At 67.0% G+C, this 12,283-nt stretch carries 11 protein-coding genes; 6 read left to right on the forward strand and 5 right to left on the reverse strand.

Annotated elements, in window-relative coordinates:
• Positions 1 to 153 precede the first annotated feature (153 nt).
• Together atzD and JQ617_RS33435 are read left to right on the forward strand one after the other, a co-directional pair.
• Positions 154 to 1,254, forward strand: coding sequence for a cyanuric acid amidohydrolase (gene atzD / locus JQ617_RS33430; protein ID WP_212030091.1), 1,101 nt, complete (start codon positions 154 to 156; stop codon positions 1,252 to 1,254).
• A gap of 113 nt (positions 1,255 to 1,367) precedes the next feature.
• Positions 1,368 to 2,837, forward strand: a complete 1,470-nt coding sequence (locus JQ617_RS33435; RefSeq protein WP_212030092.1) for an amidase — start codon at positions 1,368 to 1,370, stop codon at positions 2,835 to 2,837.
• A 102-nt stretch (positions 2,838 to 2,939) separates the two neighbouring features.
• On the opposite strand, the gene JQ617_RS33440 is transcribed toward JQ617_RS33435, so the two are convergent.
• On the reverse strand, positions 2,940 to 3,257 hold the full coding sequence (locus JQ617_RS33440) for a hypothetical protein (protein WP_063693936.1): 318 nt from the start codon (positions 3,255 to 3,257) through the stop codon (positions 2,940 to 2,942).
• A gap of 150 nt (positions 3,258 to 3,407) precedes the next feature.
• Here JQ617_RS33440 and JQ617_RS33445 point away from each other — a divergent pair, with 150 nt between their 5' ends.
• Together JQ617_RS33445 and JQ617_RS33450 are read left to right on the forward strand one after the other, a co-directional pair.
• Entirely contained in the window at positions 3,408 to 4,316 is a 909-nt protein-coding gene (locus JQ617_RS33445; RefSeq protein WP_212030093.1) for a PaaI family thioesterase, read from the forward strand.
• Between the two features lie 69 nt (positions 4,317 to 4,385).
• Positions 4,386 to 4,751, forward strand: a complete 366-nt coding sequence (locus JQ617_RS33450) for a hypothetical protein (RefSeq protein ID WP_212030094.1) — start codon at positions 4,386 to 4,388, stop codon at positions 4,749 to 4,751.
• 10 nt (positions 4,752 to 4,761) lie between these two features.
• Here JQ617_RS33450 and poxB read toward each other — a convergent pair whose 3' ends face one another.
• The 3 genes from poxB to JQ617_RS33465 form a co-directional block, all read right to left on the reverse strand.
• Positions 4,762 to 6,498 (reverse strand): ubiquinone-dependent pyruvate dehydrogenase, encoded by a 1,737-nt coding sequence (gene poxB / locus JQ617_RS33455; RefSeq protein ID WP_212030095.1) that lies wholly within the window; start codon positions 6,496 to 6,498, stop codon positions 4,762 to 4,764.
• Positions 6,499 to 6,579: 81 nt separating this feature from the next.
• On the reverse strand, positions 6,580 to 7,212 hold the full coding sequence (locus JQ617_RS33460; protein ID WP_212030096.1) for a 2-dehydro-3-deoxy-6-phosphogalactonate aldolase: 633 nt from the start codon (positions 7,210 to 7,212) through the stop codon (positions 6,580 to 6,582).
• A gap of 13 nt (positions 7,213 to 7,225) precedes the next feature.
• The gene (locus tag JQ617_RS33465; RefSeq protein WP_212030097.1) at positions 7,226 to 8,140 is read right to left on the reverse strand and encodes a 2-dehydro-3-deoxygalactonokinase; all 915 of its coding nucleotides are present in this window, start codon (positions 8,138 to 8,140) and stop codon (positions 7,226 to 7,228) included.
• 209 nt (positions 8,141 to 8,349) lie between these two features.
• On the opposite strand from JQ617_RS33465, the gene JQ617_RS33470 reads away from it, so the two are divergent.
• Together JQ617_RS33470 and JQ617_RS33475 are read left to right on the forward strand one after the other, a co-directional pair.
• Positions 8,350 to 9,447: an LLM class flavin-dependent oxidoreductase gene (locus tag JQ617_RS33470; RefSeq protein WP_063693942.1), complete on the forward strand. Its 1,098-nt coding sequence runs from the start codon at positions 8,350 to 8,352 to the stop codon at positions 9,445 to 9,447.
• Positions 9,448 to 9,505: 58 nt separating this feature from the next.
• Complete coding sequence (locus JQ617_RS33475; RefSeq protein ID WP_212030098.1) at positions 9,506 to 10,075, forward strand: flavin reductase family protein; 570 nt, start codon at positions 9,506 to 9,508, stop codon at positions 10,073 to 10,075.
• A 336-nt stretch (positions 10,076 to 10,411) separates the two neighbouring features.
• On the opposite strand, the gene JQ617_RS33480 is transcribed toward JQ617_RS33475, so the two are convergent.
• Positions 10,412 to 12,268, reverse strand: coding sequence for a sigma-54-dependent Fis family transcriptional regulator (locus tag JQ617_RS33480; protein WP_212030099.1), 1,857 nt, complete (start codon positions 12,266 to 12,268; stop codon positions 10,412 to 10,414).
• Positions 12,269 to 12,283 lie beyond the last annotated feature (15 nt).

The following is a 12,283-nucleotide window of genomic DNA, read 5'->3' on the forward strand; positions in this document are numbered from 1 at the left end:
CCGGGTTTGCGCCAGAAGCACGAAGGTCCCGGATTACGCTGCGCTCCATCCGGGCTACGGACTTCCGCCAGGACGACGACAGGGATTGACAGCCGCCCCCGTACCACGGCTGGTTGGCCTCGCCGGACCACCGAACTGCATGCGAGGACTACAATGCCCACCACATCGGTCGGCGTCTTCAAGATCGCCACCAGCGGCCCCGGCGACGTCTCCGGCCTCATGGCCATGATTGGCTCCGGCGCGATCGACCCGACATCGATCCTGGCGATCCTCGGCAAGACCGAAGGCAATGGCGGCGTCAACGATTTCACCCGGGAATATGCCGTGGCCGCGCTGTGCACGGCGCTGGCGCCAAAGCTCGGTCTGTCGCCGGAGGCGGTCGAGCAGCGTATCGCCTTCGTGATGTCGGGCGGCACCGAAGGCGTGCTGAGCCCGCATCTCACGGTATTCACGCGGAGCGCGGCCGAGCGCCCGGCAGGCCTGTCCGGCAAGCGCCTCGGCATCGGCATGGCCCACACGCGGGACTTCCTGCCAGAAGAGCTCGGGCGCTCCGCGCAGATCACGGAGACGGCCAAAGCGGTGAAAGCCGCGATGCAGGATGCCGGCATTTCCGATCCCGCCGACGTGCATTTCGTGCAGATCAAGTGTCCGCTGCTCACCAGTGAGCGCGTCGAAGCAGCAAACGCGCGCGGCAACAAGACGGCGACGACGAGCGCCTACAGCTCGATGGCCTATTCGCGCGGCGCCTCCGCGCTCGGGGTTGCGGTCGCGCTCGGCGAGATCGGCCCTGATGTCCGCGACGAGGACGTGCTGCGGCGCTACGACCTGTTCTCGAACGTCGCCTCGACCTCGTCGGGGATCGAGCTGATGCACAACGTCGTCATCGTGCTCGGCAACTCCGCATCATCCGCGAGCGAATTCGAAATCGGGCATGCCGTGATGGACGATGCGATCGATGCCGCGGCGGTGACGTCGGCGCTGAAGAGCGTCGGGCTTGGCGCCACGCCGCAGCCGGGCCGCGCGCTCGTCAACATCTTCGCCAAGGCCGAGGCCTCGCCGGATGGCACCGTGCGCGGCTTCCGCCACACCATGCTCGAAGACACCGACATCAGCTCGACACGCCACGCCCGCGCCGCTGTCGGCGGCCTGATCGCGGGTCTCGCCGGCACCGGCGCGGTCTATGTTTCCGGCGGCGCCGAGCATCAGGGCCCGGCCGGCGGCGGCCCGGTTGCGGTCATCGCGCGCCTGTCTTAAGGACCCCGCCGACCTCTCCGCCGGGCGCAACCCTGCCCTTCGCCCCGGCTCAGTTGATTCACACGGCCCCTTGCGAAAAAGGTGGCGCCGCTACCCAAGGGGATTTTGACGACATGACTTTGCCGATGAGCTGGAATGAATGGGCGCAGCACGATGGCGTCGCGCTGGCGGCCCGCGTCCGCAAGGGCGAGCTGACGGCAAAGGAACTGGCGCGGCAGGCAGCGGCGGGCGTCGCCAAGGTCAATCCGTCCTTGTCGGGGGTGGTCGAGCTGTTCGAGGACGTGATCGCCGATCCCGCCAAGGACGGCGCCAATCTCGCCGGTCCCTTCGCCGGCCTGCCCTTCCTGATGAAGGATCTCGGCCCGACCATGAAGGGCCGGCTGCAGGAGATGGGCTCGCTCCTGATGCGCGGCAATCGCGCGGCGGCCGATACGTTCCTCACCGGCAAATTCCGCCAGGCTGGGCTCAATTTGATCGGACGTACCACGACACCGGAATTCGGCGTCTGCTCTTCGGCCGACAATCCCGCCGTCTACGTCACGCGCAATCCCTGGAACACCGACTACACCACCTGCGGCTCGTCGGCCGGCAGCGCCGCGATGGTGGCGGCGGGCGTGGTGCCGATCGCGCATGCGACCGACGGCGGCGGCTCGATCCGCATTCCCGCCGGCGTCAACGGCAATATCGGCCTGAAGGTGTCCCGCGGCGTGTTCTCGCTGGCGCCGCACATGTCCGATCTCACCGGCCTCGTCTCGATCCAGGGCTGCCAGTCGCGCTCGGTGCGGGATACCGCCGCCTTCGTCGACCATGCACGCGGGCCTGCGCCCGGCGAGTTCATGCCGTTCTGGACCACGGCGCAGCCCTATTCGGAAATGATCAAGCGCGATCCCGGCAAACTTCGCATCGCGCTGTCCCATACTTGGGGCGACTACACCGCGACGCCGCAGCTCGCCGCCGAGCTGGAGAAGACCGGGCGTTTCCTCGAAGGCCTCGGCCATCACGTCGACTACGCGCTGCCCGAGCTCGACTTCCGCGCCGCCTTCGCGGCACAGACCACCTGCTACATCAGCAATTTCGCAGTCGTAATCTCCAACATGCTCGCGGCGCGCGGGCTGGAGAAGCCGCCGGAAGATCTGATCGAGCCCATGAACATCCGCATCTGGGAAGCCGGCCGCCACACCACCTTCGCCGAGCGGGCGAAGATGCAGGGCGTGTTCAACACCACCTCGCGCGGCTTCGGCAGCTTCTTCGAGCAGTGGGACGTGATCCTGACGCCGATCACCGCGCTGCCGACGCCGAAGGTCGGCACCAAGGAATATCTCACCATCTCCGACAATCCCGACGTGCTCGACTGGTTCGGCAATCTCTGGCGCTTCTTCGCCTTCACGCCGCTCGCCAATCTCTGCGGCATGCCCGCGATCTCGATGCCGATGGCAGCGCAGGATCACGACCTGCCGCTCGGCATCCAGGCCATCGCCAAGCAGGCCAATGACGGCCTCCTGCTGCAGCTCGCCGCCCAGATCGAGCGCGCGCTCGACGGCAAGTGGAACGGCGGCCGGAAGCCGAAGGTGCATGTGAGCTGAGAGATCGCCTCCGGCAGCTCATCCTTCGAGACGCCCGCCGTCGGCGGGCCCTCAGGATGAGGGCCTGTTTCGCGGCGAGATATCAGCCCTTCAAACGGCCCGTCAGTTCTTCACCGCGGGAATGACCTCGGCCGGCTGCTGCTGGCCCTGCTTGTACATCGCGAGTGCCTTGTCGAGTGCTTCGCGCAGCGCCAGCGCGGCGGCCACACTGCAGCGCAGGTGCGCGGTCTGGACCACGTCGACCCTGACGGCGGCACCGATCGGCACCAACAGGTTCGCGGCGAGCTCGATCTGGATCGCGCCGTTGTGATGGCCGAAGCAGGACGCGCCGTCGAAATAGATGATCGGCGCCCGCTCCGAGCTGCTGGTCGAAATGGTGACGGGCCCCTGGTTGGTGCCGGGCGTCTCGGGGTCGGTCATGGGCGCTCCTTGCGGGCATTGGACGAACGAAGAGTTCACCATCGTTGCTTTGGCCCGCCCTGTCGAGGCCAAACCGGTCCGGGCAAAAGCCCCCGGCAAGGCGCATTCGCAGGTTTTGCGCGCCGCCCTGCACTGGTCTAGAACATCGCCATGTCCATGCCACCCACCACGCTGCCGTTCGAGGAACTCGCCGAGGCCATCAAGGGCCGCCGCTCCGACTACGGCCATATCAGCGGGCTCCAGCTCGACCGCTTCGCGCCCAGCGAGGCCTGGTCCAGCCTGCCCTATCGCCCGGTCTTCGTCGGCGACACCGAAACCGGCGTCCTGCATGGCGGCGTCGTCACCGCGATGCTCGACGAGAGCTGCGGCATGGCGGTGCAACTTGCGCTCGACGGCACGCGCGCCATCGCAACCCTCGATCTGCGCATCGACTACCAGAAGCCGGCAACGCCCGGCCTCGACATCAAGGCGCATTCGATCTGCTACCGCACCACGCGCTCGATCGCGTTCGTGCGCGCCACCGCCTATCAGGAGTCCGAGGACGAGCCGGTCGCGACCGCCACCGCCTGCTTCATGATTGGCGCCAATCGCACCAACATGCTCGCCGACCGCCGGATGGATGCGCGCAGCATCCCGACGCTGGAGGCACCCGAGGATCCGGACGGCCCGTTTGCACGCAGCCCGTTCGCGCGCGCGCTCGGCATCCGCGTCAACGACGACGGCACGCTGACGATGCCGTTCTCGCCGCAGATCATCGGCAATCCGATCCTGCCCGCGATCCACGGCGGCATGACCGGCGCGTTCCTCGAGACCACCGCCATCATCGGCGTGGCGCGCGAGCTCGGCGCTGCCGCGCCGCCCAAGCCGATCGGACTCACTGTCAACTATCTGCGTTCCGGCCGCGCGCTCGATACCTTCGCCAACGTCTCGATCGTGAAACAGGGCCGCCGCATCGTGGCCTTCGAGGCCCGCGCCTGGCAGGACGATGCGGACAAGCCGATCGCCACCGCTTTCGGCCATTTCATGCTACGCCAGACGCCCGGAAGTGACGAGGAATAGCCGTATTTTCCCTTGACGGCAGGGGGGCTCGGCCACGACGATAGCGCGGTTCCCACGAGAGGTATTGGGTTGCGGCATCCGCTCGACATCATTGCCATGTTCGCCGCACTCTGGCTGCTGGCGTCGATGGTGCTCGACGCGCTGACGCCCAAGGAACTGACGGCAGTGATGATCGGCATCGCCATCGGGCCCGCCATCATCATCACCGCCGTGTTCTACTATCTGCGCTGCCCGCGCCTGGATTTCACGGTGATGTTTGCAGCGCTCTGGCTGATATCCGACATCGCCATGGCCTTCATTTCGCCGAAAGAGCTGCCGCATTTCCTGATCGTGCTCGGCTTCGTCCCGGCCCTGCTGATCGGCATCGTGCTGCACTGGCAGCGCTTCCAGCGCCGCCACGAGCGGCTGCAGGTGCCGGCGCCGAAGCGGGGCTAGAGCGCGATCGTTAGCGCGGCAGCAGGTTCGTCTTTGCGAGATCGAGCACCTCGTCGCCGCGTCCGTTCATCACCGCGCGCAGCACCCACAGGCTGAAGCCCTTGACCTGCTCCGCCGTGATGGTCGGCGGCATCGACAGCTCCTGCTTGGCGGTGACGACGTCGAGCAGTGCAGGTCCGTTGTGCGCCAGCATCTCCTTCATCGCGCCCGGAAGCTCGCCGGGATCCTCGACACGCTTGGCGAAGATGCCCATCGCGCGCGCCATCGCCGCGAAGTCGGGATTCTCCAGATCGACATTGGTGTCGACGAAGCCAGCCGCCTTCATCTCCAGCGCGACGAAGCCGAGCACGCCGTTGTTGAAGACCACGACCTTCACCGGGAGCTTCTCCTGCGTCAGCGTGATCAGATCGCCCATCAGCATGGTGAAGCCGCCGTCGCCCGACAGCGAGATCACCTGGCGGCCGGGCTGCGCAGCCTGCGCCCCGATCGCCTGCGGCATGGCGTTGGCCATCGAGCCGTGCACGAAGGAGCCGATCAGCCGCCGGCGGCCGTTCATGTCGAGATAGCGCGCCGCCCACACCGTCGGCGTGCCGACATCGGCGGTGAACACGGCGTCATCGCTCGCATGGTCGCTGATGACCTTTGCGAGATATTGCGGATGGATCGGCTTGGCTCCCGGCGTGCCCTTGGCAAGCGAGTCCAGACCTTCGCGCGCCCTCTTGTAATGCGCGACGGCGTCGTCGAGATGTTTTCGCTGCGTCTTGGACTTGAGCAGCGGCAGCAGCGCCTCGATGGTCAGCTTGACGTCGCCGACGACGCCGAGATCGATCTTGGCGCGCCGTCCGAGATTTTCCGGGCGGATGTCGATCTGGGCGATCTTCGCATCGGCCGGGAAGAACTGCTTGTAGGGGAAGTCGGTGCCGAGCATCACCAGCGCGTCGCAGGCATGCATGGCGGCATAGCCCGAGGAGAAGCCGATGAAGCCGGTCATGCCGACGTCGTAGGGGTTGTCGTATTCGACATGTTCCTTGCCGCCGAGCGCGTGCACGATCGGGCTCTTGAGCGCTTCGGCCAATTGCATCAGCGGCGCATGTGCGCCGGCGCAACCGCGGCCGCAGAACAGCGTGATGCGTTCGGCGCCGTTGAGGAGATTCGCGAGCGCCTGCAGCTCGTCGGCCTGCGGCACCACCTTCGGCGCGACAAGTGCAAGTCCGCGCGCCGTCGAGAGCGCGCGCTTGGGCGGGCTGCGGAACGCAACGTCGCCGGGCATCGCGACGACGGCGACGCCGCGCAGGCCGACCGCCGCGCGGATCGCGTTCTCCAGCACGTAAGGCAGCTGGCTCGCGTCCGAAACCAGCTCGCAATAATGGCTGCATTCGCGAAACAGGTTCTGCGGATGGGTTTCCTGGAAATAGCCGCCGCCGATCTCGGCGGTCGGAATTTGCGCCGCGATCGCCAGCACGGGAACACGGCTGCGATGCGCGTCGAACAGGCCGTTGATCAGATGCAGATTGCCCGGACCGCAGGAGCCCGCGCACACCGCAAGGCTCCCGGTCATCTCGGCTTCGCCGGCGGCCGCAAACGCTGCGACCTCCTCGTGGCGGACATGGATCCATTCGATGGTGCCGCGGCGGCGCAGCGCCTCGGTCAGTGCGTTCAGGCTGTCGCCGACAATGCCGTAGATGCGCTTGACGCCGGCCTGTTCGAGCGTTGCCACGAACAGATCGGCGATGTTGTTGATTGCCATGTCGGTCTCCCTGATCTCGCTGGTGCAGCAAGATAGGACAACGCATGGCGTCGCCGCCATCACGGCTTGTTTATTGCGCCCTCAGTCTTTCGCAATCGCCCGATCGTAGGCCACCATCGTCACCCTCGCGCGCGCCGCGACGTCGGCCGCCGTCATGCCCGGCTTGTAGAGGCTGGAGCCGAGACCGAACGCGGTGACGCCGCCCTTGATGTACTCGGCAAAATTCTGGTCGGAGACGCCGCCGACCGCGGCGATCATCACGCCGGCCGGCAGCACCGCCTTGATCGCGGCAATGCCGGAAGCGCCGAGCACGCTCGCGGGAAAGAACTTCAGGCCCGACGCGCCGGAGCGCGCGGCAAGCAGCGCCTCGGTCGGCGAGAACACGCCGGGCAGCGTCACCATGCCGTGCTGATGCGCACGCGCCAGCACCTCGGTGTCGACATTGGGCGACACCATCAGCCGGCCGCCGGCATCGTTGAGACGATCGACATCTGCGGCGGTCAACACGGTCCCGGCGCCGATCAGCACGCCTGAGGGCGCAAGCTTCGCCGCAAGCCCGATCGAACGGAACGGATCGGGCGAGTTCAGGGGAATCTCGATCGCGGTCATGCCGGCCTCGATCAGAACGCCGACGATCGCCTCGGTCTCCTCGGGCTTGACGCCACGCAGGATCGCGACCAGCGGACGCTTCATCGGCGGAAAGGGAACGCTCATCGCAAAAATCCTTCTACTTCGTCCAGATCGCCGCGGCCGCCATCGACAGGCCGCGGCGGACGGCTTCATCCGCCTCGACCTGTTGCACCGTGACCGACAGCGTGTCGAAGGCGAGCCTGTACAGCGCCGCAAGCCGCCCCGATGCAACCAGCGTGATGCCGCTTTCCGGCACGGCGCCCGAAAGGCCCGCCGCAAGCTCGACGCCGATCAATGTGCCCGACAGCGTTTCGCGTGCCGCGGCCGGCGTGCCGCCGAACAGCAATTGCCGTGCCCGCGCGCCGAACAGGAGATTGGCTGCGAAGGCCGGTGCTTCGAACGCGGCCTTCACCGCCGCCCTGAAGCTCGAGACGTCCTCGGCGTCCTCGGCATTGGCAACCGCGAGCGACAGGATCGTCTCGCGCGAGACCACGCTGAAGAGCTCGCCGGTCATGAAGGTGGAGAAGCTCGCGACCGTGCCGTCCTTCACGCGCACCCATTTCGAATGCGTGCCGGGCATGCAGACCATCGCCTCGCCGGCGGCCTGAAGGCCGAGCGCGCCGAGCAACTGCGTCTCCTCGCCGCGCATCACGTCAGGCGCGGCCGCATCGCGCTGCGCGATACCCGGCAGGATGCGGATGTCGCGCGCCTCGCCCGGCACGCGCGCCGCCTGCTTGAGGATGGCGGCGAGCGGCGCCGGCGTGTCGACATAGCCGGCCTCGACCCAGCCGGTCTTGGCGCCGGCCATGCCGCAGATCAGGACCGGCAAATGAGCCGGCGCCTCGACCGCGGCAAGATGGGTTTGCAGCACGGCTGCGAAGCCAGTCTTGGCCGCAGCCAGCATGCCCTCGCCGCTGCGGCGCTCGGCCAGCACCTTGCCGGCGCGATCAACCAGCCACAGGCGAAAACTGCTGGTGCCCCAGTCCACCGCGACATAGGCGGGTTCGGTCATCGTATCCTCGTCTCACCGGCAAGACGCCGTCTCGCGACAATGAGACGCCGTCCAGCAAATCCGCCCCGGGATATCGGCTATTGCCCCGGCAAACCAGCCTTTTCTCGCAAGCCAGGGGCGCGAGGCGCGCTGGCACACCGCTTGCTGAAGCCTCTCCACTCACATCCGTGAACCGCGCACAAGACGCGTCAATTATGGAGAGGAAACCCATGGAGATCGGCTACTTCACGATGCCTTCGCACCCGCCGGAGTGCGGCCTGAAGGAAGGCAACGACTGGGACCTGCAGGTCATGCGCTGGCTCGACGAGCTCGGCTATCAGGAGGCCTGGGTCGGCGAGCACCACACCGCGCCCTGGGAACCCAATCCCACGCCGGATCTGCTGATCGCGCAGGCCCTGATGCAGACCAAGAAGCTTCGCATCGGGCCGGGCGGATTCTTGCTGCCCTATCACCACCCGGCCGAGCTCGCCAACCGCGTCGCCATGCTCGACCATCTCTCCGAGGGCCGGCTGAATTTCGGCGTGGCGGCTTCGGGACTGCCGAGCGACTGGGCGATGTTCAACGTCGACGGCATGAGCGGGCAGAATCGCGACATGACCCGCGAGGCGCTGGAGATCATCCTGAAGCTGTGGACCGAGCCCGCGCCCTTCACCCACAAGGGCAAGTTCTGGACGGTGACCAAGCCGGACACGATGTTCGACTTCCTCAAGCCGCACATCAAGCCGCTGCAGGCGCCGCATCCGCCGATCGGCGTGGCCGGCCTCTCGAAGAACTCGGACACGCTGAAGCTCGCCGGCGAGCGCGGCTTCATTCCGATGAGCCTCAACCTCAACCCGGCCTACGTCTCCAGCCACTGGGATTCGGTCGAGGTCGGCGCCGCCAAGACCGGGCGCAAGCCGAACCGGCAGGACTGGCGCCTCGTGCGCGAGGTGTTCGTCGCCGATACCGACGAGGAGGCCTGGAAGCTCTCGACCGGCGACATGATGGGCCGGATGATGAGCGAGTACTTCCTGCCCCTGCTCGGCCATTTCGGCTTCAAGGACTATCTGAAGCACGCCCCTGATGTGCCCGACAGCGACGTCACGGTCGAATATTGCGCCAAGCGGAACTGGATCGTCGGCTCGCCCGCGACCGTCGCCGAGAAGATCGAGAAGATCTACGACGAGGTCGGCGGCTTCGGCGTGCTGCTGGTGTTCGGCTTCGACTACAAGCACAAGGCCGAGGCCTGGCACCACTCGCTCTCGCTCTTGAAGAACGAGGTGATGCCGCGCCTGAAGCATCTCGGCTCCGCGAAGAAGGCGGCTTGACGCGGGTGCGGGTGCGGCGCGATCGTGCCGCACCCGCATTCATTTCGGAGATTTCCGCGTGACGGTCGACGCCAATCCTCTCGACGCAAAGGATTTCAAGCAGGCGATGCGCCAATGCGCCGGTGCCGTGGCGCTGGTCACGGTCGGCGCCGAGCACGGCACGCGCACCGGCCTGACGGTGACCTCGGCCTGCTCGCTGTCGGACTCGCCGCCGTCGCTGATCGTCTGCGTCAACCGCAACGCCAGCGCGCATGCGCGCATCCGCGAGGAAGGCGCGTTCGCGATCAACTTCCTGCACGAGGATCACGCGATGCTGGCGCTGACCTTCAGCGGCCAGAAGGGCGTCAACGGCGACGACCGCTTTGCGTTCGGGCAGTGGACGAGAGGCGTCACCGGCGCACCGGTGTTGACCGACGCGGTCGCCGCCTTCGACTGCGTGCTGGCGCAGGAGTTCGAAACCAAAACGCACTCGATCTTCGTCGGCGAGGTCCGCGCTGTATCGCATGCGGATGGCGCCAAGCCGCTGGTCTATCTGCGGAGCAGTTTTCATACGCCCCAGGAGATCCGCGAGACCGTGACAGTCGGCGACCTCGATTCCCGGCATCTGAGCTGGACGGATTTTTCGTAAGGGCGGCCGCAGGCTCGGTGCGCTTCCCTTCTTCCCTTGTGGGAGAAGGTGGGATAGGCGGCCTCCGGCCGCCGTTCTTAAGAACGCCGAAGCAAAGCTTCGGCTATGGCGCCGGATGAGGGGTTCTATCCGCGAGTTCAGTATCGTAGGGTGGGCAAAGCGAAGCGTGCCCACGATCTGCTACATTCGGTTAGAGATCGTGGGCACGGCGCAAGTGCGCCTTTGCCCACCCTACGATTCCGAGCCAGCGGAGAGAGACCTCTCACCCGTCTCGCCGCATACGCGGCGAGCCACCCTCTCCCGCAAGGGGAGAGGGGAAGAGCGGTCGCCGCGTGCCTACTGCGCCGTCTCGATCTTCAGCAGCTTGATCTTCCGATATAACGTCGCGCGGCTCAGCTTCAGCGCGCGCGCTGCGTCCGTCACGCGGCCGCCGTGCTTGCGCAGCGCCTCGACGATCGTGGCGCGCTCGGCTGCGGCGAGATCAGGCTCCGTCGTTCGCCCGCCGAACGGCGGCAGATCGAGGTCCGCATCGGTGATGACGCCGTGCTCCGCCGTGCAGCCGGCAAGCCGCAGCACGTGGCGGAGCTGCCGCATGTTGCCGGGATAGGGATAGGCCGCGAGCAGCGACCAGGCTTCGTCCGAGAGGCGGCAATCGGGCGCCTCCTCGCGTGCGATCTGACGGATGACATCCTCCCTGTCCGCGCGCTCGCGCAATGCGGGCAGCTTCACCTCCAAGCCGCGCAGGCGGAAATAGAGATCGGCGCGGAAGGCGCCCTCTTCCGCCATGCGGCCGAGGTCGCGATGGGTGGCGCTGATCAGGCGGATGTCGACCGGCACCGGCTTGAGCGCGCCGAGCGGCCAGACCTCGCGGTTTTCCAGAACGCGCAGCAGGCGCGTCTGCAGCGCGATCGGCATGTCGCCGATCTCGTCGAGAAACAGCGTGCCGCCGTCGGCCTGCACGATCAGGCCTTTGGAGCCGTCGCGCCGCGCGCCGGTGAAGGCCCCGGCTTCATAACCGAACAGCTCGGCATCGATCAGGCTTTCCGGCATCGCCGCGCAGTTCAACGCGACGTAGTTGTTGCGGGCGCGATTGCTCGCCGCATGAATGGCGCGCGCGAACACGTCCTTGCCGACGCCGGTTTCGCCATGCAGCAGCACCGGCAGATTGTGATCGCCGATGCTCATGAGTCGCTTCACGCTTCTGACGAGGCCCGGATCGCGGCCGGCAAGCCGATGCAGGGCCTCGAAGCGGCCGGCAGGCGCATCGCGGCGCGGCGCATGCGATCTTGCACGCAGCGGCGGGGCAACATGTCCCTGTCCCAGCGGACTGCCGTCGGCGCGGCGCAGCTCGACGATCTCGTCCGCACCGCGCGCGGCATGATGATCGAACTTGATGTAGCGCGACAGGTCGATGCCGGAGGCGATCAGGCCGTCGGTGAGGCCGAGCAGCGCACGCGCAGAGCGGCAGGCGCCGACGATGCGGCGGTCGTCGTCATAGGCGACGAGGCCGCTGCCGCCATCGCCGGGCACGGTCGCGATCCAGGCGTTGCGGAAATGGCCGCGGAAGATCGCGCCCTCCATCCGCCGCGTCGCCTCCATCGTCACCGCGAGCGCAAGCTGATGCGCGGCGCGCTCGAGATCCTCGCGGCAGGAGGTGATGTTGACCGCACCGGCGAGCCGTCCGGCCTGGTCGAACAGCGGTGCCACCGCACAGGAGAACATGTGCCATTGCGCGCGAAAATGCTCGTCGCGGTGCACCAGGATCGGCTTCTGCTCGGCGAGCGCGGTGCCCAGCCCGTTGGTGCCCTCGAACGTCTCGGCGAAGTTCGAGCCGGTGTAGATCTTCCAGTCCAGGAACATCCTTGCATCGGCTTCGCCCGGCAGGCGGCTAAACAGCATGGTCGCGTTCGCATCCGCGAGATTGACGCAATAGCCGGCATCGCGCAGCACGCGGGCGAGATCGTCGAGCTCGGGCGTCGCGAGCCTGATCGTCTCCTCCATCGGCTCGGCGACATGCCGGATCTCGGCCTCGGTCAGCGTCTGCGGCGGGCCCTGGCGGGCGGGATCGAGCTTGTGGCCGATCAGGCAGCGGCGCCAGGAATTGGCAATCCGCGAAGAGGCATCGACGTCGGCCACATGATTGGCGACGGACAAGACACGGGCGACATGGTTCGAGGCCGAAAGGCTGGCCATCGCGGACGTCTCCAC

This window comes from Bradyrhizobium sp. KB893862 SZCCT0404, from assembly GCF_018130885.1.
Classification (GTDB): Bacteria; Pseudomonadota; Alphaproteobacteria; order Rhizobiales; family Xanthobacteraceae; genus Bradyrhizobium; species Bradyrhizobium stylosanthis.